Genomic DNA, 26,341 nt, shown 5'->3' with positions numbered 1-26,341 from the left:
CGGCAGCCCGCCATCCATTTTGCACCTGCAAGCGTCAGCGTGTTCTGCGAGGAGAGCCTCATGGCACAGGATGAAAACCGTTCCAAGGCATTGAATGCCGCCCTTTCCCAGATCGAGCGCCAGTTCGGCAAGGGTACCGTGATGCGCCTGGGCGATACGCCGCGGGTGGTGATGCCGTCGGTGTCCACCGGCTCGCTGGGGCTCGACATCGCGCTCGGTATCGGTGGCCTGCCCTACGGCCGCGTGGTGGAGATCTTCGGTCCGGAATCCTCGGGCAAGACCACCCTGACCCTGTCAGTCATCGCCCAGGCCCAGAAGCAGGGTAAGACCTGCGCCTTCATCGACGCCGAGCACGCGCTCGACCCGAGCTATGCCGAAAAGCTCGGCGTCAACCTCGACGATCTGCTGGTCTCGCAGCCGGATACCGGCGAGCAGGCGCTGGAGATCTGCGACATGCTGGTGCGCTCCGGTGGTGTCGACGTGATCATCATCGACTCGGTGGCGGCCCTCACCCCGCGCGCCGAGATCGAGGGCGAGATGGGCGACTCCCACGTCGGCCTGCAGGCGCGCCTGATGTCCCAGGCGCTGCGCAAGATCACCGGTCACATCAAGAACGCCAACTGCATGGTGGTGTTCATCAACCAGATCCGCATGAAGATCGGCGTGATGTTCGGTAGCCCCGAGACCACCACCGGCGGCAATGCGCTCAAGTTCTACGCCAGCGTGCGCCTGGACATCCGGCGCACCGGCTCGGTGAAGCAGGGCGACGAGGTCACCGGCAACGAGACCCGCGTCAAGGTGGTGAAGAACAAGGTGGCCCCGCCGTTCCGCCAGGCCGAGTTCCAGATCCTCTACGGCAAGGGCATCTACCACGCCGGCGAAGTGGTCGACCTGGGCGTGCAGTGCAACCTGATCGACAAGGCCGGTGCCTGGTACAGCTACAAGGGCAACAAGATCGGCCAGGGCAAGGCCAACGCCGCCCAGTTCCTCGAGGACAACCCGGCGGTGATGGAGGAGATCGAGAGCCAGATCCGCGGCCAGCTACTGGCGACGGTGGCGCCCAAGGAGGAGGAGGCCGGTGAGCCGGTCGCCGTCGAAGCCGAGCGCGAGGACGACCTGCTCTAAGCCATGCCTGCCTTGCCCGAAGCGCGTGCGTCGTCCCCGCGGGACGACGCCATCCGCCTGCTGGCCCGGCGCGAGTACTCCCGCGCCGAGCTGGCGCAGCGGTTGGCAGCCCGAGCCCACTCCCCGGAAGCGATCGATGCCAGTCTCGACGAGCTGGCCGGCGAAGGGCTGCAGTCCGATGCCCGTTTTGCCGAGAGCTTCCTGCGTTCCCGCGTGATGCGAGGCCAGGGGCCGCTCAAGGTGCGTGCCGAACTCGAGCGGCGCGGCCTCGAGCGCTCCCTGATCGCCAAGACCCTGGCCGAAGCCGAACAGGCAGGCGAAGTCGACTGGTTCGAGCTGGCCACCGAAGTGCTGGCCCGGCGCTTCACCCACTCCGGCGACTCCCCCCGCGAGCGTGCCCGCCGCGAGCGCTTCCTGGCTTCTCGAGGCTTCGGTTTCGAGCAGATCCGCCATGCGCTGGAGCGACTCGATTCAGTCGACTGATCCCGCCATGTGCGACTCCCCTTTAGTCGCTTGACAACTGCGTTATAATGCATCCCTTTGCGAACGCCCCTGGGTGGCGCTCCTGACACACAGCGCTTGCGTTTCTCGGCCAGGATCGACGGTCCGAAACGCGCCTGCCCGTCGGGTGACCACGCTCATCGCCACGGATATGCCATGAAAAGCGCAGATATCAGACAGGCCTTTCTGAGTTACTTCGAAGAGCACGGCCACACCGTCGTACCATCGAGTTCCCTGGTGCCGGGCAACGACCCGACGCTGCTGTTCACCAATGCCGGCATGGTGCCGTTCAAGGACGTCTTCCTCGGCCGCGACCCGCGCCCCTACGTGCGCGCCACCTCATCCCAGCGCTGCGTGCGTGCCGGCGGCAAGCACAACGACCTGGACAACGTCGGCTATACCGCCCGCCACCACACCTTCTTCGAGATGCTGGGCAACTTCAGCTTCGGCGACTACTTCAAGCGCGACGCCATCCGCTTCGCCTGGACCTTCCTCACCGAGCGCCTGGGGCTGCCGGCCGAGAAACTATGGGTCACGGTGCACGTCAGCGACGACGAGGCGGAGAAGATCTGGAAAGAGGAGATCGGCGTCGATCCGGCACGCTTCTCCAAGCTCGACGAGGACAACTTCTGGCAGATGGGCGATACCGGCCCGTGTGGGCCGAGTTCCGAGATCTTCTTCGACCATGGCCCCGAGGTCTGGGGCGGGCCTCCCGGTAGCCCCGAGGAGGACGGCGACCGCTACATCGAGATCTGGAACCTGGTGTTCATGCAGTTCGACCGCGACGCGGCCGGCAACCTGAACCCGCTGCCCAAGCCCTCGATCGATACCGGTATGGGGCTGGAGCGCGTGGCGGCTGTGCTGCAGGGCGTGCACTCCAACTACGAGATCGACCTGTTCCAGAATCTGCTGAAGGCGGCGGCCAAGGCGACCGGCCATGACGATACCACCGCACCTTCGCTGCGGGTGATCGCCGATCACATTCGCTCCTGTGCCTTCCTCATCGCCGATGGCGTGCTGCCCTCCAACGAGGGGCGCGGCTACGTGCTGCGTCGGATCATTCGTCGCGCCATTCGCCACGGCCACAAGCTGGGCGCCAGCGAGCCGTTCTTCCACCAGCTGGTGGCGGCGCTAGACGCCGAGATGGGCGAGGCCTATCCCGAGCTGCGCGAGGCGCGCAGCCAGATCGAGCGCATCCTGCTCAAGGAGGAGGAGCAGTTCGCGCGGACGCTGGACCACGGCATGGGTCTGCTCGAGGCGGCGCTGGCCGACCTCGAAGGCAACGAGCTTCCCGGCGCCACGGTGTTCAAGCTCTACGACACCTACGGTTTTCCGTACGACCTCACCGCCGACGTCTGTCGCGAGCGCGGCGTGACCCTCGACGAGGCCGGCTTCGAGCGCGAACTCGAGGCCCAGCGTGAGCGTGCCCGTGCCGCCAGCCAGTTCGGCGCCGACTACGCGGCCGCGCTGGAGCTCGAGGGCGAGACCGCCTTCACCGGCTACGACAAGCTCGAGGACCGCGCCACCGTCACCGCCATCGTCGATGGCGAAGGCAATGCCCTGGCGGCGCTTCAGCCCGAACAGCGCGGCATCGTGGTGCTCGACCGCACGCCCTTCTACGGCGAGTCCGGCGGCCAGGTGGGCGACACCGGCTACCTGCACGTCGAGGGGGGGCGTTTCCAGGTGACCGACACCCAGAAGCAGGGTGGCCATCACCTGCACCACGGCGTGCTGCTCGAGGGCAATCTCAGCGTAGGCGCCGAGGTGCGTCCCCAGGTCGACGCCGGGCTGCGTGCGGCCACCGTGCGCAACCACTCCGCCACCCACCTGATGCACAAGGCGCTGCGCCTGGTGCTGGGCGAGCACGTGCAGCAGAAGGGCTCGCTGGTCACGGCCGAACGTCTGCGCTTCGACTTCAGCCACTTCGAGGCGATGACACCCGAGCAGCTCGCCGAGGTGGAGCGTCTGGTCAACGAGCAGATACTCGCCAACGCGCCGACCCGCATCGAGCAGATGACCCTCGACCAGGCCAAGGCCAGGGGCGCGGCGGCGCTGTTCGAGGCCAAGTACGCCGATAGCGTTCGGGTGCTGACCATCGGCGCCGACGACTTCTCCATCGAACTGTGCGGCGGCACCCATGTGGCGCGCAGCGGTGACATCGGCTGCTTTCATATCGTCGCCGAGCAGGGCATTGCCGCGGGCGTACGGCGCATCGAGGCGATTACCGGCGAGGGTGCGCTGGCGTACTTCCGCGAGCAGGAAGCGCGCCTGGGCCGCATCGGCGAGCGCCTCAAGGCCAAGCCGGAGCAGGTCGAGGAGCGCGTCGAGTCGCTGGTGGAGCGCAACCGCAGCCTGGAGAAGGAGCTCGAGCGGCTCAAGGCCAAGCTGGCCAGTGCCGCAGGCAGCGACATGCTCAGCCAGGCGCGCGAGATCAATGGCGTCAAGGTGCTGGCCACGCGGCTCGAGGGTGTCTCGGCCAAGGAGTTGCGCGGCGTGCTGGACCAGCTCAAGAACAAGCTGGGTTCGGGCATCGTGGTGCTCGGGGTGGCGGACGGCGAGGCTGGCAAGGTAAGTCTGATTGCCGGCGTCACCGACGACCTGACCGGCAGGGTCAAGGCCGGTGAGCTGGTCAATCACGTGGCGTCCCGGGTCGGCGGCAAGGGCGGCGGTCGCGCCGATATGGCTCAGGCCGGCGGCAGCGATGTCGCGGCCCTGCCGGCGGCGCTGGAGAGCGTTCCCGCCTGGGTCGAACAGCAGCTTCAGTAAGGCGACAGAGGGCCGGCGACCGTGAATGTCCCGGCCCTTCGACTTTGGACGACTTTCACTCATACGGGCGTGCTGCGCTCGACAAGCGAGGGAAAACCGTAGATGGCACTATACGTACAGAAATTCGGCGGTACCTCGGTGGGCTCCGTGGAGCGCATCAAGGCCGTGGCCGAGAAGGTCAAGGGCTTCCGTGACGACGGCCACCAGGTCGTGGTCGTGGTCTCCGCCATGAGCGGCGAGACCAACCGCCTGATCGGCATGGCCAACGAGATCAACGACGAACCCACGCCGCGCGAGATGGACATGCTGGTCTCCACCGGCGAGCAGGTGACCATCTCGCTGCTGGCGCTCGCCCTGCACAAGCTCGGCGTGCCGGCGACCTCCTACACCGGCTCCCAGGTGGGTATCCTCACCGACAGCGCCCATACCAAGGCGCGAATCCAGCGCATCGAGACCGACGAGATGCGCGAGGACCTCGACGAGGGCAAGGTGGTCGTGGTGGCCGGCTTCCAGGGCGTCGACGAGGAGGGCAACATTACCACCCTCGGCCGTGGCGGCTCCGATACCACCGGGGTGGCGCTGGCCGCCGCGCTGGGCGCCGACGAATGCCAGATCTATACCGATGTCGATGGGGTCTACACCACCGACCCGCGCGTCTGTTCCAAGGCCCAGCGCCTCGACAGCATTACTGTCGAGGAGATGCTCGAGCTGGCGAGCCTCGGCTCCAAGGTGCTGCAGATCCGTTCGGTGGAGTTCGCCGGCAAGTACAATGTCCCGCTGCGCGTGCTGTCCAGTTTCCAGGATGGCCCCGGCACCCTGATCGTTGCTGAATCCGACCAAGACGAGGACTCCATGGAAGAACCGCTGATCTCAGGCATCGCCTTCACCGCCAACGAGGCCAAGCTGACCCTGCTCAACACGCCGGATGTGCCGGGCGTCGCCTCGCGCATCCTCGGACCGATCGCCGATGCCAACATCGAAGTCGACATGATCGTGCAGAACGTGGCGCCGGCAGGCGACTACACCGACTTCACCTTCACCGTGGCCAAGGGCGACTACAAGAAGACCTTGAGGATTCTCGAGGAGCAGGTCATCCCCGACCTGGGCGGTGGCGAGGTCAACGGCGACGACAACATCGCCAAGGTTTCGCTGGTTGGTGTAGGCATGCGCTCACATGCGGGCGTGGCCGCCAAGATGTTCCGCGTCCTGGCTGACGAGAACATCAACATCCGCATGGTCTCCACTTCGGAAATCAAGATTTCCGTTGTGATCGACGAAAAGCAGATGGAACTCGCCGTGCGTGCCCTGCATACCGCTTTCGGTCTGGACAAGAGCGATATCGAAAGCGAATAGGGAAGCAAATAAGAAATTTAACAAGGTATGAACGACTAGCAAGCTATGCGTGTTCTACGCTGGGGGAAGCCTGTTGCGATGAGCGGCCTGGCTTCCCTTCAACGCTGTCATGGTGTCATGGTGGGGTTGGTGGTGGTGCACAGTGGTCCATATGTTACATAATGCAAGCAGCAACTAAGCGTCGGGGATCGACGCGCATCCCGTTGCTAGTCGTCTGAGAAGGAGATCAGTCATGCTCATCCTGACCCGCCGAGTCGGTGAAACCCTGATGATCGGTGATGACATCACCGTGACCGTCCTTGGCGTCAAGGGCAATCAGGTCCGAATTGGCGTCAATGCGCCCAAGGATGTCGCCGTACATCGTGAAGAGATCTACCAGCGCATTCAGCGTGAGAAGTCCGACGATGAAGGGGGAAGCAGCTCCTCTTCTTGAGTGCCCCGCCTCCTTCGGCAGTTTGTGATAGATAAACAAATAGCTGAATACGCTGGACAAAGGGGCACGAGAACGATAGGATATGCGCCGTGTCGTTGAGGGAGAGGTGGCCGAGTGGCTGAAGGCGCTCCCCTGCTAAGGGAGTATGGGGTTTATAGCCCCATCGAGGGTTCGAATCCCTCCCTCTCCGCCATGCGACACGTTGCCTTAGCTCGAAGCGTGAGGCAGTTCGAAAGCGTGATGATGCGCCCGTAGCTCAGCTGGATAGAGTACCTGACTACGAATCAGGTGGTCGGAGGTTCGAATCCTCCCGGGCGCGCCACGATTGACGAAATGAGCACGAGCGGTCGTTCGCGAATGCACGGAGTCTTTCATCGCGCGGTTCGAAGCAAGGCATTCGCAGTAAAGAAGTGGTTTCATCAGCGCCCGTAGCTCAGCTGGATAGAGTACCTGACTACGAATCAGGTGGTCGGAGGTTCGAATCCTCCCGGGCGCGCCAGATTACGACCCGTCCTCGTTTCGAGGGCGGGTCTTCTGCTTTGGCCCCTGCCTTGTCGCCGGGGCTGCGTATCGACTAGCCGAGCCGGCATGGGATGATGTCGGCCGCGCGATCGTTTGGGTGCCCTTCGCGAGGCGATGGGCACCCTTTTTTATGCGGCTTGTTCAAGCCGGCTCGAGGCTGCCGCAGGTCCTCTGCATGCGCTGAGGGCTGAGCCCCGCCAGCAGCGTTTCCAGGTCGTTGATGCGCTTGACCGCCTGGAAGCGCCGGGCCGCCTCTGCATCTTGCTGGCGCATGTGATTCAGCCATTGCTTCACCAGGGACGTGACAACCCGGTCGGGAAGTGTGATACGCTGCAATGCAGCAAACTCGGTCAGGATGGCGGCGCGCGCCTGCCATGGCGTGGCGGGCAGTGGCTCGCCGGTAAGCAGCCAGTGGCGAATACGCGGCGCCAGCCATGGGTCGGCAAGGGCGCCGCGCCCGAGCATGACGTCACGACAGCCGGACAGCGTGCGTGCCTTCCAGTAGTCTTCCAGACTCCAGATGTCGCCGTTGGCGACGACCGGGATGCGCAGGTGCCGGCGGATACGGCCGATCCACTCCCAGTGGGCCGGAGGGCGGTAGCCCTCGTCGCGGGTGCGCGCGTGAACGACGAGCTGGGTCGCGCCGCCGTCTTCCGCGGCCTTGGCGCAGTCGAGCGCCAGGCGACGGTGGGAGAAGCCCAGGCGGATCTTGGCCGTGACCGGGATTTCGCTGCCCACGGCCGAGTGGACGGCCGCCACGGCGGCGTGCACGCGGCGCGGGTCGCGCAGCAGCGAGGCGCCGCCGTCGTGACGATTGACCAGTTTGGCCGGGCAGCCGAAGTTGAGGTCGATTTCGCGGGCGCCGAGCCGAAGGGCCTGCTCGGCGTTGGCCGCCAGTGCCTTCGGGTCGCTGCCCAGCAGTTGCAGCGCCACAGGGATGCCAGAGGGCGTTGCCACGCCTGCATCGAGTTCGGGGCAGTGGCGCAGGAAGACCCGTGGCGGCAGGCGCGCATCGACGACGCGAACGAATTCCGTCACCGCCCAGTCGAAGCCGGGCTGGCGGGTCAGCAGGTCGCGAGTATGGGCATCGATGACGCCCTCCATGGGAGCGAGTCCGATCCTGCCTTGTAGTAAAACAACAACTTTGTCTTCCACCATGGCGCGCTTGCAATATATCCAGAGTGTGGCAGTTTATATGGCCGACATTTTACAGCTTGGCGACATGTTTGCGGCAGTTCACCGGCAGGTCGCGAAGAACGAGGGGGAGAGAGCATGCAGGACAAGCAATTGCTACTCGACGGATTGGCCCTGATGGGGGTCGGTATGGGGTTCGTTTTTGTTTTTCTTACTATCCTCGTGCTGATCACGACACTGATGTCGAAGATCGTCTGCCGCCTGGCGCCAGCTCCCGTGCCTCCGGCCCCCGTGCCGACTTCCTCCGACAAGGCCAATGACGCCCAGCTCACGGCCGTCATCAGCGCCGCCGTGCACCGCTATCGCCGACGCCATCGCCGCTGATCGCCGCCGCGGCTCGTCGCCGCGAAAGGTAATACTACTACACAACACGCCATCTACGGGGTCATCTTCATGAGTGAGACCAAGCGCCCGCTGGGCATCACTGACGTCGTACTGCGCGACGCCCACCAGTCGCTGTTCGCCACCCGCATGCGGCTCGACGACATGCTGCCGATCGCCGACAAGCTCGACCGGGTCGGCTTCTGGTCGCTGGAATCCTGGGGCGGCGCCACCTTCGACGCCTGTATCCGCTACCTCGGAGAAGACCCGTGGGAGCGGATACGGGCGTTGAAGGTGGCCATGCCCAACACGCCCCAGCAGATGCTGCTGCGCGGCCAGAACCTGCTCGGCTACCGCCACTACGCCGACGACGTGGTCGACCGCTTCGTCGAGCGCGCCAGGACCAACGGCGTCGACGTGTTCCGCGTGTTCGATGCCATGAACGACCCGCGCAACCTTGAGCGGGCGATCAAGGCCGTGCGCAAGTCGGGCGGCCACGCCCAGGGCACCATCTCCTATACCGTCAGCCCGGTGCACACTCTGGACAGCTGGGTGGAGCTCGCGGAGACCGTCGCCGACATGGGCGCCGACTCGCTGGCGATCAAGGACATGGCCGGCCTGCTCGCACCCTACGATGCCTTCGAGCTGGTCTCGCGGCTGAAGAAGGCGCTGTCGATTCCGATCCACATGCAGTGCCATGCCACCACCGGCATGTCCACCGCGACCATTCTCAAGGCCGTTGAGGCCGGCATCGACAACGTCGATACCGCCATCTCATCGATGTCGATGACCTATGGCCACAGCCCCACCGAGTCGGTGGTGGCGATTCTCAAGGGCACCGAGCGCGACACCAACCTCGATCTCGAACTGCTCGAGGACATCGCCGGCTATTTCCGCGAAGTGCGCAAGAAATACGCTGCCTTCGAGGGCTCGCTGAAGGGAATCGACTCGCGCATCCTGGTCGCCCAGGTGCCGGGTGGCATGCTCACCAACATGGAGGGCCAGCTCAAGGAGCAGGGCGCCGGCGACAAGCTCGACGATGTGCTCGCCGAGATCCCCCGGGTGCGCGAGGACCTGGGCTTCATCCCGCTGGTCACGCCGACATCGCAGATCGTCGGCACCCAAGCGGTGATGAACGTGATGATGGGCGAACGCTACAAGTCGATCTCCAAGGAGGTCCAGGCGCTGCTCAAGGGCGAGTACGGCTCTGCTCCGGCTCCGTTCAACAAGGAGTTGCAGAGCCGCGTGCTCGAGGGCGGCGAACCGATCACCTGCCGCCCCGCCGACCTGCTCGAGCCAGAGATGGAGCGACTGGCCGCCGAGCTCAAGGAGAAGGCCAAGGCTGATGGCATCCGCCTCGCCGAGGGCGAGCGCGAGATCGACGACGTGCTGACCTACGCGCTGTTCCCGCAGATCGGGTTGAAATTCCTCAAGAACCGCGACAACCCCGACGCCTTCGAGCCGGTACCCCAGGCGCCGGGCAAGGAAACGAGCAAGGCCAGCCTGCCGGTCGCTTCCCGGGAGGGCGCGGCCGAGGGCAAGATGCCGGCTCAGGCCAGTGCACCTGCCGGCCCCGAGACATACACCGTCAAGGTCAACGGCAAGCAGTACGTGGTCGAGGTCGCCGAGGGCGGCGAGATCGGCGCCGTGACCGAGCAGACGGGCCAGCCGGCTGCCCAGCCCGCCGGGAGCGCCCCGGCCTCCTCCGGGGCGACGATCGCCGCACCGTTGGCCGGTAACATCTTCAAGGTCAACGTGCGCCCGGGCGACACGGTCAAGGAGGGCGACGTTGTGATCATCCTCGAGGCCATGAAGATGGAGACCGAGGTGCGGGCGGCGAGTGCCGGGACCGTCTCCGAGGTCAAGGTCGGCGAGGGTGATAGCGTCACCGTCGGCGACACGCTGATCGTTCTCTAAGGGTCGATGCCAATGGACAAGCTATTGACCCTGTGGGAGGGCTCCGGCCTCTATAACCTGACGCTGGGCCAGGCGGTGATGATCGTGGTCGGCCTGGTGCTGCTCTACCTGGCCATCTACAAGAAGTTCGAGCCGCTGCTGCTGGTACCGATCGGCTTCGGCGGCATCCTGGCCAACATCCCCGAGGCCGGGCTGGCACTGTCGGCGGCGGAACAGGCCGTGCACATGGCACGCCCCGGCGTGCTGGAGCAGCTGGCTGCGGTGCTAGACGTAGAGCTGGCCGACGGCGCCTCCGTCGATGCCTGGCGCCACGCCATCGGCGCGGCGCTGCATGGCGACATTACGCCCCAGGCTTACCGGGCGGCCGGCGACGTGGCGATGGATGCCGGCTACGGCAACGGCATGCTGTACCAGTTCTACAGCGTGGCGATCGCCTCCGGCATCGCGCCGCTGGTGATCTTCATGGGCGTCGGGGCGATGACCGACTTCGGTCCGCTGCTGGCCAACCCGCGTACGCTGTTCCTGGGCGCGGCGGCGCAGTTCGGCATCTTTGCCACCCTGCTCGGGGCGGTGGGACTCTCGGCGCTCGGCTGGATGGATTTCTCGCTCAACCAGGCCGCTGCCATCGGTATCATCGGCGGCGCCGACGGCCCCACCTCGATCTACGTGTCGAGCGTGCTGGCGCCGGAACTGCTGGGGGCCATCGCCGTGGCGGCCTACGCCTACATGGCGCTGGTACCGCTGATCCAGCCGCCGATCATGCGGCTGCTCACCACCCAGCGTGAGCGCGAGATCACCATGACCCAGCTGCGCCCGGTGTCGAAACTCGAGAAGATCGTATTCCCGGTGTCGCTGCTGCTCCTGGTTGCGCTGTTCCTGCCCGATGCCGCGCCGCTGCTGGGCATGTTCTGCTTCGGCAACCTGATGCGCGAGTGCGGCGTGGTCGAGCGCCTCTCCGATACCGCGCAGAATGCGCTGATCAATATCGTCACCATCTTCCTGGGGCTCTCCGTGGGCTCCAAGCTGATGGCCGAGAGCTTCCTGGCGGTGGAGACCCTGGGCATCCTGGGGCTGGGGATCGTGGCCTTCGGTATCGGTACCGCGGCCGGGGTGCTGATGGCCAAGCTGATGAACCTCGTCAGCCGCATGCCGATCAACCCGCTGATCGGCTCGGCCGGCGTCTCGGCGGTGCCGATGGCGGCCCGGGTCTCCAACAAGGTGGGGCTCGAGGCCAACCCGCACAACTTCCTGCTGATGCATGCCATGGGGCCCAACGTGGCCGGGGTGATCGGCTCGGCGGTAGCGGCGGGGGTGATGATCAAGTACCTGGGCTGAGCAAGGCCCGCGAAGAACGCAACGGCGCCCGCGGGGCGCCGTTGCCGTTTCTGACACAAGGCTCGCTACCAGGCCAGCACGGCGCCGTCGGTGCGCGGCTCGGTGCCGCCGCACAACACGCCGTTGTCGCGGTCGCGCAGGATCACCTGGCCGCGGCCGAAGCTCAGCGCGTCGGCTTGCTTGAGAATATGGTGGCCGCGGCGCGCCAGGGCCTGGGCGAGGTGGTCGGGGAAGTGCGGCTCGACCTCCACGGTCAGCCCCTGGACCCACTTCCAGCGCGGCATGTCGAGTGCCGCCTGGGGGTTGAGGTGCTCGTCGAGCATGGCGGTGATCACCTGAACGTGGCCCTGCGGCTGCATGAAGCCGCCCATCACCCCGAACGGGCCCACCGCCTCGCCAGCGCGGGTGATGAACCCCGGAATGATGGTGTGGTAGGTGCGCTTGCCCGGCGCCAGGGCGTTGGCGTGCCCGGGGTCGAGCGAGAACGAATGGCCACGGTTCTGCAGGCTGATGCCGGTACCCGGCACCACGATGCCCGAACCGAAGCCCATGTAGTTGCTCTGGATGAACGACACCATGTTGCCTTCGCCATCGGCGGTGGCGAGGTACACCGTGCCGCCCTTGATCGGGTTGCCGTGCTTGGGGTCCAGAGCCCGTTCGCCGATCAGGTTGGCTCGCGCCTTGAGGTAATCGTCGGCCAGCAGCTGCTCCATGCTGGGGCCCATGGCCTCGCGCTCGGTGATGTAGCGCAACCCGTCGACGTAGCCCAGCTTGGTGGCTTCGATACGCCGGTGCAGGGTTTCGACAGGATCGCGCCCTTCCGCTCCGAGGCGTTCGAGCATGCCCAGCGCCTGCAGCGCGATCAGCCCGCTGCCGTTGGGCGGGATTTCCCAGATGTCATGCCCCCGGTAACGGGTGCCGATCGGCTCGACCCACTCGGGCTCGAAGGCTGCCAGGTCCTCGCGGCACAGCAGGCCACCGTGCTCGCGCATGAAGGCGTCGATACGCTCGGCCAGCTCGCCCTCGTAGAAGGCTCGACCTTGCGTATCGGCGATGGTGCGTAGCGTGCGGGCATGGTCGGGTGCCGCCCAGCGCTCGCCTGTTCGTGGTGCGTGGCCACCGGGGGCGAAAGTGTCGAACCAGGGCTTGAACGCCGGAGCGTCGTAGCGGCTGTAGCTGGCGAATGCCTCCTCCCACATCCGGTTGACGGTCGGTGAGACCGGGAAGCCCGCTTCCGCCAGGGCGATGGCCGGGGTCAGCAGGTCGGCGAAGGGCAGCTTGCCGAAGCGTGCGGACAGTGCCGCCCAGGCGGCCGGGGCACCGGGCACGGTAACCGGCACCAAACCATGTTCGGGCATGCGCTCGTGGCCCAGCGCCCGGACGGCCTCGATGGTCGCCTTCATTGGGGCCGGGCCGCTGGCGTTCAGGCCATGCAGCTTGCCGTCGATCCAGACGATAGCGAAGGCATCGCTGCCCAGGCCGTTCGAGGTCGGCTCCACCACCGTCAGCGCCGCGGCGGTGGTGATCGCCGCGTCCACAGCATTGCCGCCCTGCTGAAGGATCTGCATGCCGGCCTGCGCGGCCAGGGACTGCGAAGTGGCCACCATGCCGCGGCTGCCGAAGGTGGCCATGCGCCGCGAGGGGCTGGGGTAGTAGTGCGCATCGTGCTGCATGGAGGCTCCTTGACGTTCAGGTTACGGAACAGTGCGGCGCATGGGGTGCCCGGCCGCGGGTCAGCCGAGGAAGAGGCCGCCGTAGACGAGAGCGGCCAGGATCACGAACGCCGGATGGGTACGAAAGCGTAGCAGGGCGACTGCGGAGACCGCGCCGATCAGCAGCGTATGCAGAGGGCCGGCACCGCCCAGCCCTTCGCTGAGGAAACTCCACGTCAGCCAGGCCATCATCACGGCGATGACCGGGCGCACCCACTGGCTCATGCGCTTGACGCGCAGCGAGTCGCGATGGCGATAGAGAATGCCCAGGGCGCCCAGCATCAGCAACAGCGACGGCATCACCGTGGCCAGCACGGCGACCAGGGCACCGCCGATACCGGCCACGTCATAGCCCACGTAGCCGGCCATTTTGGTGGCGATGGGGCTCGGCAGGGCATTGCCGAGCGCCAGGGTCTCGGCGAACTGCTGGGGGTTCATCCAGTCGTAGCGGCCCACCACCTCCGCTTCGATCAGCGGGATGATCGCCGGGCCGCCACCATAGCCGACGATATTGGGAATGAAGAAGGCGAGGAACAGTTGCCAGTAGATCAAGGGCTCGTCTCCTTGTGCTTCGCCTGCCGCCTGGGCAGTGGGCACAGCAGGGCAACCGCCAGCAGCGCGCCGATGATCAGTCCGGGATGCACGCCTGCCAGATAGATCAGGCCACCGGCTGCCGCTGCCATGACCAGGCTGGCGATCCAGCCCAGGGCAAGCCGCGACTTGTTCCAGAAATCCAGCGTCAGCTGTCCCATCATCACCATGACCACCGGCACCACGGCCTGGCCCATGCCCCGGATCCAGGCCACGTCGCGATAGCGGCTCAGCGTGGTGAGCAACACGATCATCGCCACGATCATGGGCAGGATCACGGCGCTGACGGCGACCGCGCAGCCGAGCGTGCCGGCCAGCCGAAAGCCGATATAGCCGGGCATCTTGGTGGCGATGGGGCCGGGCAGGGTATTGGCAATGGCCAGGATGTCGGCGAACTCCTCGTCGCTGAGCCAGGCGTGACGCTTGACCACCTCCTGCTGCACCAGGGGAATCATCGCCGGTCCGCCGCCGAAGCCGAACAGGCCGATGCGGGTGAAGGCCCAGAACAGGGCGCCGAGTGGCGCCTTGGCACGCGGCGTCATGAAGACTCCTCATTCGCGGGGACGAAGTGCATGGTCGTTGCTTTGGAAGGTTTACCCTACTCGCTCAGCGCCGCGCAAATGGCAGCGTGGTTCGGGGCTAGCCTTCGATCAAGGCAAGCCTGCCACGCAGCCGGGCTTCCAGCGGCGCCAGGTCGACCACGACGTCGCTCGGCCAGCCGACGCTGAGCAGTACGCCATCGCTGGCGTACTCGGCCGTATCGACCGGCACGTCGTGGCTCTCAAGCCAGGCGCGGGCCTCTGCCTCGCCGGCGAAGTCGACCCTGAGGCGCAGCGAGTAGCGCTCGACTTCCTCGCGACGAGGCAAGGTTTCCAGTCCTTGGCTCACGGCCTGGGCGTAGGCGCGGGCCAGGCCGCCAGTGCCGAGCTTGGTGCCGCCGAAATAGCGTGTCACCACGCAGCCCACCTGGCCCAGCCCGGCGCCTTCCAACACCTGGAACATGGGGCGCCCGGCGGTGCCGCCGGGTTCGCCGTCGTCGGAGAAGCCGATGGCGTTCTGCTCCCCGGGCGGGCCGGCGATATAGGCGCTGCAGTGGTGGCTGGCATTGGGATGGACGCGGCGGGCTTCGGCCAGCAGGGCAGCGAAGGCCGCCGCGTCGGGGGCGTGGCAGAGCCAGGCAATGAAACGGCTCTTCTCCACTTCGGTGACGCTTTCCCACCTCTGGCCGGGGGAAAGGTCGGGCACCGGATAGCGCATCAGTGGGTCAGCTCGTGCCGATCCTGCTGCCGCACCACGCCCATCACCATGCCGAGCACCTGGATGTCGCTGTTTTTCAGATAGATGGGGGCCATGTTCTCGTTGGCCGGCTGCAGGCGAACGCCGCTCTTCTCGATGTAGAGCTTCTTCAGCGTCACTTCCTGCTGATTGATGAGTACGACTGCCGTTTCGCCATTCTCGGCGCTCTCCTGTCGCTCGATGATAATCACGTCGCCATCGAAGATGTTGCAGTCGATCATCGAGTCGCCGCGCACGCGCAGGGCATAGGTGTTGCGGCGAACCATGCAGGCGGGGGCGCGAATGGCGCCGCCGCTGGGGCAGGCTTCGATGGGCAGGCCCGCCGAGACATCCCCCAGCAGGGGCACCTCGACGAGATCGCTGGCATCGACGTCGGCCCATGAGTCGGCGATGGGCAGATTGGGGCGGCGGTACAGGTACTGCATGGAAGGCGTTGGCATTGGCGTTCCCCCTCTTTGCGACCCTGTTGAAATGTACAGGTGTCTTGCATCATACCAAGCGATGGGCAAGTGGCAAGTTTTGCTGATGCCCCTTCACCTTGACCTGGGGCAAGGGTGGCGCCGTGACGCACCCTGATCGCTAGCGGCTACAGGGCTTTCCGTGTAGCATTTCGGTCGAATTTACCCTGCCTGGAGAGTGCCGTTGAGCCTGCGTCTGCAAGCGCAAAGCCTGGCCTGCGAACGTGACGATCGCTGGCTGTTCCGGGGCTTGGACCTGGATATCCGCGCGGGAGAGATCGTCCGTGTGGAGGGGCCCAACGGCAGCGGCAAGACCACCCTGCTGAAGATTCTCTCCGGCCAGTTGGCGGATTACGAGGGCGAGCTGTTCTGGGACGACCGGCCGATGCGCAAGGCGCGCGACGCCTTCCTGGCGAGCCTGCTCTACCTGGGCCATGCGCCGGGTGTGAAGGCGGCGCTGACGCCGCTGGAGAACCTCGCCTGGTACCAGGCGCTGGGCGGCCAGCGTGGCGGTGAGGCGGCTCGCTTGAGTGCGCTGGAGGAGCTCGGCCTGGTCGGTTTCGAAGACGTGCCGGCCGCTCAGCTCTCCGCCGGGCAGCAGCGTCGCGTGGCGCTGGCCCGGCTGGTGCTCACGCCGCGCCCGCTGTGGGTGCTCGATGAGCCTTTCACCGCCATCGACCGCGACGGTGTCGCGGCGCTGGAGCGGCGCCTGGTCGAGCATGCCCGCCGTGGCGGCAGCGTGCTGGTCACCACGCATCACGAACTGACGCCATGCGCCGAGCTACGTCGCATCCGCCTCGGTGGAGGAGGAGCCGATGCCGGTAACTGAAGGCTCATTGAGCGAGGAGGCCGCGGTGGTTGGCGAGGAACCTCGCGGCGGCCTCGCGGTCGCAGTATGGGCAACGCTTAAGCGGGACCTGGTGCTGCTGTTGCGGCGGCGCAGCGAAGTGCTGAACCCCCTGGTATTCTTCGCCATCGTCATTACTCTGTTCCCGATCGGCATTTCCCCCGATCCGGCGCTGCTGGCGGCCATCGCCCCCGGCCTGCTGTGGGTGGCGGCACTGCTGGCGGCCCTGCTGTCGCTGGACAGCCTGTTCCGGGCCGATTACGACGACGGCTCGCTGGAGCAACTGCTGCTGACCCCTCAGCCTCTGGCGATGCTGGCCCTGGCCAAGGTGGCCGTACACTGGCTGCTGACCGGCCTGCCCCTGGCGCTGATGGCGCCCTTGCTGGGGGTCATGCTGGCGCTGCCGGCGGGCAGTTATCTCGTGCTGGCCGTCTCACTGGCGCTGGGCAGTGCCAGTCTCAGCCTGATTGGTGCCATCGGAGCGGCGCTGACGGTGGGGCTCTCGCGTGGCGGCGTGCTGCTGTCACTGCTGGTGCTTCCCCTTTACATTCCGGTGCTGATCTTCGGTGCCGGGGCCGTCCAGGCGGCCATCTTCGGCGATGGCGTACTGGCGCATCTGGCGATTCTCGGCGCGCTGCTGGCGCTGGCCCTGATCCTTGCGCCGCTGGCGATCGCGGCATCGCTGCGCATCAGCATCAACGGTTGAGAGGTTGACGAGGCATGTGGGCCTTCATTAACAAGCTGCGTTCCCCCAAGTGGTTCTATGCCATCAGCGCCCGCCTGCAGCCCTGGTTCTGGGCCGCGGCGCTGATCCTGCTCGTGACCGGTACCGTCTGGGGGCTGGCCTTCGCCCCGGCCGATTACCAGCAGGGCAACAGTTTCCGCATCATCTACGTGCACGTGCCGGCCGCTTTTCTGGCCCAATCGATCTTCGTCTCCCTGGCGGTGACGGGGCTGGTGTTCATGGTGTGGAAGATCAAGATCGCCGACATGGCCGCGACCGTGATGGCACCGCTGGGCGCCGCCATGACCTTCGTCGCACTGTTCTCCGGCGCGGTGTGGGGCGTGCCCACCTGGGGCACCTGGTGGATGTGGGACGCGCGCCTGACCTCGATGCTGATCCTGCTGTTCCTCTACCTCGGTGTCATCGCCCTGCGCGGCGCTTTCGCCAGCCGCGACAGCGCCTCGCGCGCCGCCTCGGTGCTGGCCATGGTCGGCGTGATCAATATCCCGATCATCAAGTATTCGGTCGACTGGTGGTACACGCTGCACCAGCCCGCCACCTTTACCGTCACCGGACGCGCCGCCATGCCGATGCAGATGTGGTTGCCGCTGTTGATCATGGTGCTGGGCTTCTACAGCTTTTTCATCGCCCTGACCCTGATGCGCACCCGCAGCGAGATCCTGCGCCGCGAAGCCAGCAAGCGCTGGGTGCGCGAGCTGGCCGAGGAGGTGAACTGATGGCTTTCGATACCTTCCAGGAATTTCTCGCCATGGGCGGGCACGCGCGCTACGTCTGGTCGGCCTGGGGGCTGACCGCCGTGCTGCTGCTGGGCGCCGTACTCCACGCCCGCTTCGAGCGTCGCCAGGTGCTGCGCCAACTGCAGCGTCGCGTGCGCCGCGAAGCCCATCAGGCCGGGCGCGGCGGCGGGGCGCAACCGATTCGAACTAGTAGGGGTGAAAGCACCAATGAGGCCTAAACGCAAACAGAAGCTGTTCATGGTCCTGGGCCTGGTCTCCCTCGCGGCGATTGCCGTGGGGCTGACGCTCTATGCGCTGCGGGCCAATATCAACCTGTTCTTCAGTCCGATTCAGATCGTCGCCGGCGACGCGCCGTTCGAACGCCAGCTGCGTGCCGGCGGCATGGTCAAGGAGGGCAGCGTGCGGCGCAATCCGGACAGCCTCGATGTCGAGTTCACCGTGACCGACTATGTCGAGGACGTGCGCGTGCATTACAGTGGCATCCTTCCCGATCTGTTCCGTGAAGGGCAGGGCGTGGTGGTGGTCGGCCAGCTGCAGCGCGACGGCTACATCAAGGCCGACCAGGTACTGGCGCGCCACGACGAGAATTACATGCCTCCCGAGGTGTCCGAAGCGCTCGAAGCGGCCGGTTACTCGCCCGCCGACTACCAGGCCAAGGCCGCCGAGGTGGCCGAGCGCATCGAGGAACGAGAGGGCGCGAGCCAGAATTGACCCGGAGACGTCATGCTCATTCGAATGATCCCTGAAATCGGCCATTTCGCCTTGGTGATCGCCATGCTGATGGCGGCGGTGCAGGGCGTGATGCCGCTGGCCGGCGCCGCGCTGCGCCGGCCGTTGTGGATGGCCTATGCTCGCCCCATGGCCGCCGGTCAGTTCCTGTTCGTGATCATCGCTTACCTGTGCCTCACGGCGAGCTACCTGCTCGACGACTTCAGCGTGGCCAACGTGGCCAACAACTCCAACTCGATGCTGCCGTGGTACTACAAGCTCAGCGCCGTGTGGGGCAACCACGAGGGATCGGTGCTGCTGTGGAGCCTGATGCTGGCCGGCTGGGGCTACCTGGCGGCACGTTTCTCCCGCGAGCTGCCGCGCGACATGGTAGCGCGCGTGATCGGCGTGCTCGGCCTGGTCGCCGTCGGCTTCCTGGCCTTCGTACTGGTCACCTCCAATCCCTTCGAGCGGCTGTTGCCGGGTGTGCCGAGCGACGGCGCCGACCTCAACCCGCTGCTGCAGGACATCGGCCTGATCCTGCATCCGCCGATGCTCTACATGGGCTACGTGGGCTTCTCGGTGGTCTTCGCCTTCGCCATCGCCGCCCTGCTCGGCGGCCGCCTCGATGCGGCCTGGACGCGCTGGGCGCGGCCCTGGACCAACCTGGCCTGGGCCTTCCTCACCGTGGGCATCGCGCTGGGCAGCTGGTGGGCCTACTACGAGCTGGGCTGGGGCGGCTGGTGGTTCTGGGATCCGGTCGAGAACGCCTCGTTGCTGCCGTGGCTGACCGGCACCGCGCTGATGCACTCGCTGGCGGTCACCGAGAAGCGCGGCGCCTTCAAGAGCTGGACGGTGCTACTGGCGATCTTCACCTTCTCGCTGTCGCTGCTGGGCACCTTCCTGGTGCGCTCCGGCGTGCTGACCTCGGTGCACGCCTTCGCCAACGACCCCTCGCGCGGCTTCTTCATCCTGATCCTGCTGGGTATCACCGTGGGGCTGTCGCTGCTGATCTTTGCGCTGCGCGCGCCGCGGGTCAGCCAGCGCACCGGCTTCAATTGGCTGTCGCGCGACGCCCTGCTGCTGATCAACAACATCATGCTGGTGATCATGACCGTCACCGTGCTGATGGGCACCGTCTACCCGCTGCTGCTCGATGCCCTCGACCTGGGCAAGATCAGCGTGGGCCCACCCTACTTCAATGCCTTGTTCGTGCCGCTCACGGTCATCATGTGCGTGTTCATGGGCCTGGGGCCGACCGCCCGCTGGAAGCAGACCGACCCGCGGCTGCTGGTCAAGCGGCTGTGGCTGGCCGGTATCGTGGCGCTGCTCATCGCGGCGCTCATGCCGTTCGTCATCGGCGGCGAGTGGAACGCCTGGGTCGCCCTAGGCCTGGTGGCGGCGATGTGGATCGTGCTGCCGACGCTGCGCGACCTATACGACAAGTCCCGCCGCGCCGACTCCTTCGGCGCCGGGCTGCGCAAGCTGTCACTGGCCTATTGGGGCATGCAGCTCGGACACCTGGGCGTGGCCGTCACCATCATCGGAGTGGCGGTCGTCTCCAACTTCGAGATCGAGCGCAACGCACGCATGGCGCCCGGCGACAGCGTCGAGGTCGCCGGTTACACCTTCACCATGAAAGAGCTGACCAGCCGCCGTGGACCCAACTACATCGCCGACGGCGCCGAGCTCGAGGTGCGCCGCGGCGACAGCCGGCGCAGCTTCACGATGAATCCCGAGAAGCGGCTCTACATCGCGCGCGGCATGCCCATGAGCCAGGTGGCGCTGCGCCCCGGCCTGTTCCGTGACCTTTACGTCGCGATGGGCGAAGACCTGGGTGACGGCAGTTGGGCCATGCGTGTGCAGTACAAGCCCTTCGTGCGCTGGCTGTGGCTCGGCGCGCTGTTGATGGCGATCGGCGGCGTGCTGGCCGTGATCGATCGGCGCTACCGGCGCCTGGCCACGTCGCGCGATCCCGAGGACAGCGCCCGCGAAGGCGCTTCACGGGAGGCCACAGCATGAGTCGTCGACTGCTGTTGATGCTGCCGCTGCTCGGCTTCCTGCTGCTGATGCTGTTCCTTTACCTGGGGCTGGGGCTCAACCCGTTCCATCGCGAATCGAGACTGGTCGAGGAGGCGCGGGCCTTCCCCGCCTTCGAACTCACCACGCTCGAAGACCCCGAGCGGCGTGTCGATGAGTCGCTGATCCCCGGGGAGGTCACCCTGGTCAACGTCTGGGGCGAGTGGTGCCCCGAGTGCAAGCGCGAGATGCCGCAGCTGCTCGACCTGGCCGGTCGCGGCGTGCGGCTCGTCGGCATCAACTGGAAGGACAGCCGCGAAAAGGGGCTGGGCTTCCTCGAGGAGTTCGGCGATCCGTTCGAGGTCAACATCTTCGATCCCGAAGGCGAGCTCGCCTTCGAGCTGGGCGTCTACGGGGCCCCGGAATCCTTCCTGGTCGACCGCGACGGCATCATCCGTTACCACCATACCGGGTACATCTCGCCGTCCGACCTACGTGAACACATCCTGCCGGAGGTGGAAAAATGGCAGTAGTCCGCTGGATGCTCCTCGGCATGGCGCTGATGCTGGTGGCCGGCATGATTCATGGCGCCGCCATCGAAGTGCGCGAATTCGACGACCCGGTCATGGAGAAGCGCTATCACAGCCTGACGGCTTCCATGCGCTGCCCCACCTGTCAGAACCAGGCGATCAATGACTCCGACGCGCCGGTCTCGGGTGACATGCGCGACCGTGTCTACCTGTTGCTGCAGGACGGACGCTCGGACATGGAGATCCGCGACCACATGGTGCAGCGTTTCGGCGACTACATTCTCTACAACCCTCGTCTCGAGGGCCGCACCTACCTGCTGTGGGGCCTCCCTGCGGTGCTGGTCGTGGCCGGCGGGATCCTGGTGATGCTACTGGTGCGGGCGCGTCGCAATGCCTCGGTGCGGGCCCTGAGCGATGAGGAACGCCGGCGCCTGGAGACGTTGATCAACCGGGAGAGTGGCCAATGATCGTATTGTGGCTAGCCTTCGGCCTGTTGCTGCTACCGGCGCTGTGGCTGCTGGTGGTGCCGCTCCGGCGTGCCCGCCTGGTACACGATGCCCAGGCCAGCTTCGAAGCCAACGATCGCGCGGCCGAGCAGAACGTGGCGATCTATCGGCGTCGCCTGGCGTCGCTTGAGGCGGCGCTCGAACGCGGCGACGTGGACCGCGTGCAGTTCGACGAGGACCGTCTCGAACTCGACCGCAGCCTGCTCGAGGATACCGAGAGCCTGAACCGCGGGCCGCTGCATTCGCCCACCGCCGGTCGCTTCGCGGTGCCCGTCGTGGCGCTGGCAGTGGTCCTTTCCGCCATGCTCTGGTACCTGCATGAGGGCGCCGAGGGCGACCTGCGCCTGTTCGCCGCCTTCCAGGAGAGCGATTCGTTGCCGACCCTGCTGGAGCGGCTGGAGCAGGAGGCCCAGCGCCAACCGGACAATGCCAACGTGTGGGCCTCGCTCTATCCGCTCTACCGCGATTCGGTCCGGGGCGAGGCCGCTGTCGGGGCGCTGGATCGCTTGATCGAGCTCGAGGGACGGTCGCCCTCGCTGCTGGCCCAGAAGGCGCAGCTGATGTTCTTCATGGCCGACCGCACCCTCACCGACGAGGTGCAGGCGTTGATCGACGAGACCCTCGAGCGCGACTCACGCGAGCCGACCATCTTCGGCATGCTGGGCGTGCACGCCTTCGACAGGGGTGACTACGAGCAGGCCATCGACCATTGGCGGCGGGCCATTGCCGGCATGTCCGACTCCGATTCCGCGCGGGCGCTGCGCGAAGGCATTCAGGTCGCCCAGCAGCGCCTCGGCGGGGGCGGCGAGCAGGAAGCGATCGCCCAGGGGCCTGGCGTGCGGGTGCGCGTCAGCCTCGACGAAAGCCTCGAGGGACTGCTCGACGACGATACCCGCGTCTTCATCGTGGCGCGTGACATGGAGGGCGAGCTGCCACCGCTGGCGGTGGCGCGGGTAACCCTCGGCGACCTGCCGACGACCCTGGTGCTCGACGACCGCCACGCCATGTCCGATGCCGCCAGCCTGTCCCAGGCCAGCGAGGTGCGTTTGCTGGTTCGCGTGACCCGTAGCGGTGGTGTGGCACCTGAGGCCGGCGACATGTATGGCGACAGGGAAGGTGTGCCGGTGGGCGACGTTGAAGGAGAACCCGTGGAGGTCGTGATCGACCGTGTCATAGAATAGCCGGATGCGACTCACCTCGATCCGCCTCAGCGGTTTCAAATCCTTCGTCGACCCGGTCACGGTGCCCTTCGACGGCAACATGACCGCTATCGTCGGCCCCAACGGCTGCGGCAAGTCGAACATCATCGACGCCGTACGCTGGGTCATGGGCGAATCCTCGGCCAAGACCCTGCGTGGCGAGTCGATGACCGACGTCATCTTCAACGGCTCCACGGGTCGCAAGCCGGTGGGGCAGGCCGCCATCGAACTGCGCTTCGACAACAGCGACGGCACCATGGGGGGCATCTACGCCCAGTACGCCGAGATCGCGGTCAAGCGTCAGGTCAGTCGCGACGGCCAGTCCAATTACTTCTTCAATGGCCAGAAGTGCCGCCGCCGCGACATCGCCGACCTTTTCCTGGGGACCGGCCTCGGGCCGCGCTCCTACGCCATCATCGGCCAGGGCATGATCTCGCGGTTGATCGAGGCGCGCCCGGAGGAGCTGCGCGCCACCCTCGAGGAAGCCGCCGGCATCTCCAAGTACAAGGAGCGTCGTCGCGAGACCGAGACCCGCATGCGCCGCACCCGTGAGAACCTCGAGCGCCTCGAGGACATCCGCGAGGAGCTCGACAAGCAGCTCGAACGTCTCCGCCGCCAGGCCGAGGCCGCGCGGCGCTACCAGACCCTGAAAGACGAGGAGCACCGGCTCAAGGGCGAGCTGGCCCTGCTGCGCGGCCGTGCCCTGCGCGCCCGCCAGCGCGAGGAAGAGCACCGCGTACGCGAGCTGGAGACCGGCATCGAGCGCGAGATCCTCGGCCTGCGCCAGTGCGAGACCCGCCTGGAGGAGGCCCGAGCCGACCATGACAAGCTGGCCGAGACCCTGGAGGCGCGCCAGGCGCGCTTCTTCGAGACCACCGGCGCCATCGCCCGGCTCGAGCAGAGCCTGGAGCACGCGCGCAGCCGCGAGGGCCAACTGGCCCGCGACCTGGAGAGCGCCCAGCGCGAGCTGGTCGAGCTCGACCGCCTGGGCGAACACGACCGTGAGCGTCTGGTGGGGCTCGACGAACGGCTCGAGACCCTGGTGCCGGAACAGGAAGAGCTCGCCGAGCAGCTCGCCGAGCTCGAGGCGATGCTGGAAGAGGCGGAGCCCGGCGTCGAGGAGGCCGAGCAGGCCTTCGAAACCTTCAGCGAAGGCTGGCGCGAGGCCAGTCGCGACGCGGAGCGCAGCCAGGACCGCCTGCGCGAGCTCGAAAGCCGCCTGACGCGGCTCGAGGCCGATACCCAGCGCCGCCGCCAGCAGCAGCAGGAGCTGCCGGACCTGGCCGAGCTGACCGCCAGGCGCGACGAACTCAAGGAGCGTCTGGCCGAGTTCGCCCTCGAGCAGGAGAGCGTCGAAGCCCGCCGCGAGCAGCTCCAGGCCACTCGCGAGGAAGCCCGCGAGGCCGCCGCCGCGCTGGAGCGCGAGCGTGAGGAGGAGCGTAGCCGTCGCAGCAGCCTGCAGGGCGAGTTGGCTTCCCTTGACGCCCTGATCCAGGCGGCCCTGACCGACCCTGACGAGGCCCTGACCGAGCACTTGGCGAGCCACGAGCTGGGCGAGCTGCCGCGGCTGGGCGAAGCGCTCCAGGTCGAGCCCGGCTGGGAAGCCAGCGTCTCCTGGGTGCTGGCGCCCTGGCTCAAGGCGCGCCTGGCCGCTCCCGATACCTTCCGCCTGGCGAGTGCCGAACCGCCCGCCGAGCTTGGCGCGCTGTCGCCTGAAACCACGGTCGAATTCTCACCGGCTAGCCTGGCCGCCCGGGTGCGCGGTGCCGGTGCCGCCGCGAGCTGGCTGGCGCCGATCCGCTGTGTGGAGAGCGACGAGCAGGCTTGGGCCGAGCGTGACTGCCTGGCCGCGGGCGAGAGCCTGATCACTCCACAGGGCCTGTGGCTGGGTCGCGACTGGATACGTCATCGTGGCCAGGGTGCCGGGCCCGATGCGCTGCTGGTCAGCCGGCGCCGCTTCGAGGAGGCCGCAGCCGAGCTCGACGAGATCGAGACCCGCCTGGCGGCGCGCGACCAGGCCATCGAAGCCGAACGCGAACGCGCCGGGCAAGCCGAGCGCGATCTCGACGCCATCCGCCAGGAGGAGCGTCGCCTGGCTGGCGAACAGCAACAGCTCGCCGTGCAGGACAGCGGCCTGGCCAGCCGCCTGGAACATTTACAGGGGCGTGCCGGAGAGCTGGCCGAGGAACTGGCGGGGCTGGACGAGGCCCGCGAGGAGACGCGGCTGACCATCGAGGAGGCGCGCGAGCAGTGGCAACTGGCCATGGCGCGCCTGGAGGAGGGCGCCGAGCAGCGCGAACGCCTGGAGCGGTCGCGCAGCGAAGCCCGTGAACGCCTGGCGTCGCTGCGCGCCCGGCAGCGCCCGCTGAACGAGCGGGTTCAGCAGTTGGCGCTGGAACGCCAGCGGCTCTCCACCGAGCGCGACGGCCTGGCCGAGCAGCAGGGGCGCAGCGGAGATGTCCGCGAGCGTCTGCTGGCACGCTGCGAGGAACTGACCGAGACCTTGGAGCAGCTGCGCGAGCCCGACGAAGAGCAGCGCGAGAAGCTCGACGAGCTGCTGCATCGGCGCGAGGGCGACGAGCGCGCGCTCAACGAAACCAAGGCGCGTGCCGCCGAGCTGGTGGAACGGCTGCGCGAGGACGAGCTGGCGCGGCAGAATCACGAGCGCAACCTGGAAGGTATACGCGAGCGACTGCAGGAAGCGCGCATGCAGGTGCAGGCGCTGGCGCTGAAGGCCGAGACCCAGGACGAGCAGCTTGCCGAACTGGGCCACGAGGCCGCGGCGCTGGAAGCGGGCCTTGACCCCAACGCCACCGAATCGGCCTGGCAGACCCGCCTGGAGGAGGTCGGCGAGCGCGTCCGGCGGCTGGGCGCGATCAACCTGGCGGCCATCGAGGAGTACGACCAACAGGCCGAGCGACGCAACTATCTCGAGGCCCAGCAGTCGGAACTCAATGAAGCGCTGGAGACGCTGGAGCGGGCGATACGTCGCATCGACCAGGAGACCCGTACCCGTTTTCGCGACACCTTTGAACGAGTCAACCAGGGCCTGCAGTCACTTTTTCCTAGAGTCTTCGGCGGTGGAACCGCATGGTTGACGCTGACCGGCGAGGATTTGCTCGACACTGGGGTGGCCATCATGGCGCGCCCTCCCGGAAAGAAGAACAGCACCATTCATCTTCTCTCGGGTGGAGAAAAGGCATTGACGGCTCTGTCGCTCGTCTTCGCCATCTTCCAACTCAATCCGGCGCCTTTCTGCATGCTCGACGAAGTCGATGCACCGCTCGATGATGCCAATGTCGGGCGCTATGCCAAACTGGTGAAAGACATGTCCGAGTCGGTTCAGTTCATCTATATCACCCATAACAAGATCGCTATGGAGGCCGCCGAAAGACTCATGGGTGTGACCATGCAAGAACCCGGCGTCTCGCGACTGGTAGCCGTTGGTGTAGAAGAGGCGGCTGCGCTGGCCGAGGCTTGAAAAGGGCTTGCAAGCCAGCGGCAAACGCGATATCAGAAGACACAT

Annotated in this window: 24 protein-coding genes and 3 tRNA genes; 21 read left to right on the top strand and 6 right to left on the bottom strand. The window is 66.6% G+C overall.

Annotated elements, in window-relative coordinates:
* Window positions 1-60 precede the first annotated feature (60 nt).
* The 8 genes from recA (at window position 61) to ACRWQA_RS18630 (ending at window position 6,677) form a co-directional block, all read left to right on the top strand.
* On the top strand, window positions 61-1,125 hold the full coding sequence (gene recA / locus ACRWQA_RS18665) for a recombinase RecA (protein ID WP_263582411.1): 1,065 nt from the start codon (window positions 61-63) through the stop codon (window positions 1,123-1,125).
* Between the two features lie 3 nt (window positions 1,126-1,128).
* Window positions 1,129-1,608: a regulatory protein RecX gene (locus tag ACRWQA_RS18660; protein ID WP_434230902.1), complete on the top strand. Its 480-nt coding sequence runs from the start codon at window positions 1,129-1,131 to the stop codon at window positions 1,606-1,608.
* Between the two features lie 174 nt (window positions 1,609-1,782).
* A complete protein-coding gene (alaS, locus tag ACRWQA_RS18655; RefSeq protein ID WP_434230904.1) occupies window positions 1,783-4,392 on the top strand; it encodes an alanine--tRNA ligase in 2,610 nt (869 codons plus the stop codon).
* 102 nt (window positions 4,393-4,494) lie between these two features.
* Complete coding sequence (locus ACRWQA_RS18650) at window positions 4,495-5,745, top strand: aspartate kinase (protein WP_434230907.1); 1,251 nt, start codon at window positions 4,495-4,497, stop codon at window positions 5,743-5,745.
* A gap of 232 nt (window positions 5,746-5,977) precedes the next feature.
* The gene (gene csrA / locus ACRWQA_RS18645; RefSeq protein ID WP_111412937.1) at window positions 5,978-6,178 is read left to right on the top strand and encodes a carbon storage regulator CsrA; all 201 of its coding nucleotides are present in this window, start codon (window positions 5,978-5,980) and stop codon (window positions 6,176-6,178) included.
* A 100-nt stretch (window positions 6,179-6,278) separates the two neighbouring features.
* Window positions 6,279-6,371 (top strand) — tRNA-Ser (locus tag ACRWQA_RS18640).
* 52 nt (window positions 6,372-6,423) lie between these two features.
* Window positions 6,424-6,500 (top strand) — tRNA-Arg (locus ACRWQA_RS18635).
* Window positions 6,501-6,600: 100 nt separating this feature from the next.
* Window positions 6,601-6,677: transfer RNA gene (locus ACRWQA_RS18630), tRNA-Arg, on the top strand.
* Between the two features lie 164 nt (window positions 6,678-6,841).
* On the opposite strand, the gene ACRWQA_RS18625 is transcribed toward ACRWQA_RS18630, so the two are convergent.
* On the bottom strand, window positions 6,842-7,804 hold the full coding sequence (locus ACRWQA_RS18625) for a tRNA dihydrouridine synthase (RefSeq protein ID WP_434227874.1): 963 nt from the start codon (window positions 7,802-7,804) through the stop codon (window positions 6,842-6,844).
* 168 nt (window positions 7,805-7,972) lie between these two features.
* Between ACRWQA_RS18625 and ACRWQA_RS18620 the strand changes: the two genes are divergently transcribed.
* The 3 genes from ACRWQA_RS18620 to ACRWQA_RS18610 all read left to right on the top strand — a co-directional run bounded on the left by ACRWQA_RS18620 (window position 7,973) and on the right by ACRWQA_RS18610 (window position 11,467).
* A complete protein-coding gene (locus tag ACRWQA_RS18620) occupies window positions 7,973-8,218 on the top strand; it encodes an OadG family protein (protein ID WP_263582416.1) in 246 nt (81 codons plus the stop codon).
* A gap of 69 nt (window positions 8,219-8,287) precedes the next feature.
* On the top strand, window positions 8,288-10,132 hold the full coding sequence (gene oadA, locus ACRWQA_RS18615; RefSeq protein ID WP_434227876.1) for a sodium-extruding oxaloacetate decarboxylase subunit alpha: 1,845 nt from the start codon (window positions 8,288-8,290) through the stop codon (window positions 10,130-10,132).
* Window positions 10,133-10,144: 12 nt separating this feature from the next.
* A complete protein-coding gene (locus ACRWQA_RS18610; protein ID WP_434227878.1) occupies window positions 10,145-11,467 on the top strand; it encodes a sodium ion-translocating decarboxylase subunit beta in 1,323 nt (440 codons plus the stop codon).
* A gap of 65 nt (window positions 11,468-11,532) precedes the next feature.
* Here the strand turns inward: ACRWQA_RS18610 and ACRWQA_RS18605 are convergent, their stop codons facing one another.
* From ACRWQA_RS18605 to ACRWQA_RS18585, 5 genes are all read right to left on the bottom strand, one after another.
* The gene (locus ACRWQA_RS18605; RefSeq protein WP_434227880.1) at window positions 11,533-13,140 is read right to left on the bottom strand and encodes a gamma-glutamyltransferase family protein; all 1,608 of its coding nucleotides are present in this window, start codon (window positions 13,138-13,140) and stop codon (window positions 11,533-11,535) included.
* Window positions 13,141-13,200: 60 nt separating this feature from the next.
* A complete protein-coding gene (locus ACRWQA_RS18600; protein ID WP_263582420.1) occupies window positions 13,201-13,731 on the bottom strand; it encodes a chromate transporter in 531 nt (176 codons plus the stop codon).
* Window positions 13,728-14,312: a chromate transporter gene (locus ACRWQA_RS18595; protein WP_263582421.1), complete on the bottom strand. Its 585-nt coding sequence runs from the start codon at window positions 14,310-14,312 to the stop codon at window positions 13,728-13,730. The genes ACRWQA_RS18600 and ACRWQA_RS18595 overlap by 4 nt, the downstream gene beginning before the upstream one ends.
* Before the next feature lie 97 nt (window positions 14,313-14,409).
* On the bottom strand, window positions 14,410-15,027 hold the full coding sequence (locus tag ACRWQA_RS18590; RefSeq protein ID WP_434227883.1) for an IMPACT family protein: 618 nt from the start codon (window positions 15,025-15,027) through the stop codon (window positions 14,410-14,412).
* On the bottom strand, window positions 15,027-15,506 hold the full coding sequence (locus ACRWQA_RS18585; protein WP_263582423.1) for a LexA family protein: 480 nt from the start codon (window positions 15,504-15,506) through the stop codon (window positions 15,027-15,029). Before ACRWQA_RS18585 ends, ACRWQA_RS18590 begins: the two co-directional genes overlap by 1 nt.
* Window positions 15,507-15,708: 202 nt before the next feature.
* Here ACRWQA_RS18585 and ccmA point away from each other — a divergent pair, with 202 nt between their 5' ends.
* Genes ccmA through smc form a run of 10 tightly spaced genes read left to right on the top strand, consistent with a single transcriptional unit; the run spans window position 15,709 to window position 26,296 of the window.
* Entirely contained in the window at window positions 15,709-16,353 is a 645-nt protein-coding gene (gene ccmA / locus ACRWQA_RS18580; protein WP_434227885.1) for a cytochrome c biogenesis heme-transporting ATPase CcmA, read from the top strand.
* Window positions 16,340-17,077: a heme exporter protein CcmB gene (gene ccmB, locus ACRWQA_RS18575; protein WP_434227887.1), complete on the top strand. Its 738-nt coding sequence runs from the start codon at window positions 16,340-16,342 to the stop codon at window positions 17,075-17,077. The genes ccmA and ccmB overlap by 14 nt, the downstream gene beginning before the upstream one ends.
* Window positions 17,078-17,091: 14 nt before the next feature.
* The gene (locus ACRWQA_RS18570) at window positions 17,092-17,832 is read left to right on the top strand and encodes a heme ABC transporter permease (protein WP_434227889.1); all 741 of its coding nucleotides are present in this window, start codon (window positions 17,092-17,094) and stop codon (window positions 17,830-17,832) included.
* A complete protein-coding gene (gene ccmD / locus ACRWQA_RS18565; RefSeq protein WP_263582427.1) occupies window positions 17,832-18,071 on the top strand; it encodes a heme exporter protein CcmD in 240 nt (79 codons plus the stop codon). The genes ACRWQA_RS18570 and ccmD overlap by 1 nt, the downstream gene beginning before the upstream one ends.
* Entirely contained in the window at window positions 18,061-18,564 is a 504-nt protein-coding gene (gene ccmE / locus ACRWQA_RS18560; RefSeq protein WP_263582428.1) for a cytochrome c maturation protein CcmE, read from the top strand. Before ccmD ends, ccmE begins: the two co-directional genes overlap by 11 nt.
* Window positions 18,565-18,576: 12 nt before the next feature.
* Window positions 18,577-20,583 carry a heme lyase CcmF/NrfE family subunit gene (locus tag ACRWQA_RS18555; protein ID WP_434227892.1) on the top strand — a complete coding sequence of 669 codons (2,007 nt, stop codon included), beginning with the start codon at window positions 18,577-18,579 and terminating at the stop codon, window positions 20,581-20,583.
* The gene (locus ACRWQA_RS18550) at window positions 20,580-21,113 is read left to right on the top strand and encodes a DsbE family thiol:disulfide interchange protein (RefSeq protein ID WP_263582429.1); all 534 of its coding nucleotides are present in this window, start codon (window positions 20,580-20,582) and stop codon (window positions 21,111-21,113) included. Before ACRWQA_RS18555 ends, ACRWQA_RS18550 begins: the two co-directional genes overlap by 4 nt.
* A gap of 8 nt (window positions 21,114-21,121) precedes the next feature.
* On the top strand, window positions 21,122-21,577 hold the full coding sequence (locus ACRWQA_RS18545; RefSeq protein ID WP_412031213.1) for a cytochrome c-type biogenesis protein: 456 nt from the start codon (window positions 21,122-21,124) through the stop codon (window positions 21,575-21,577).
* Window positions 21,574-22,797 (top strand): c-type cytochrome biogenesis protein CcmI, encoded by a 1,224-nt coding sequence (gene ccmI / locus ACRWQA_RS18540; RefSeq protein ID WP_434227894.1) that lies wholly within the window; start codon window positions 21,574-21,576, stop codon window positions 22,795-22,797. The genes ACRWQA_RS18545 and ccmI overlap by 4 nt, the downstream gene beginning before the upstream one ends.
* Window positions 22,798-22,801: 4 nt before the next feature.
* Window positions 22,802-26,296, top strand: a complete 3,495-nt coding sequence (gene smc, locus ACRWQA_RS18535; protein ID WP_434227896.1) for a chromosome segregation protein SMC — start codon at window positions 22,802-22,804, stop codon at window positions 26,294-26,296.
* The last annotated feature ends 45 nt before the right edge of the window (window positions 26,297-26,341 follow it).

Source organism: Billgrantia sp. C5P2 (assembly GCF_051062895.2).
Note: the sequence above shows the minus strand (reverse complement) of the source record. Positions and strands in the feature narration are given on the sequence as shown.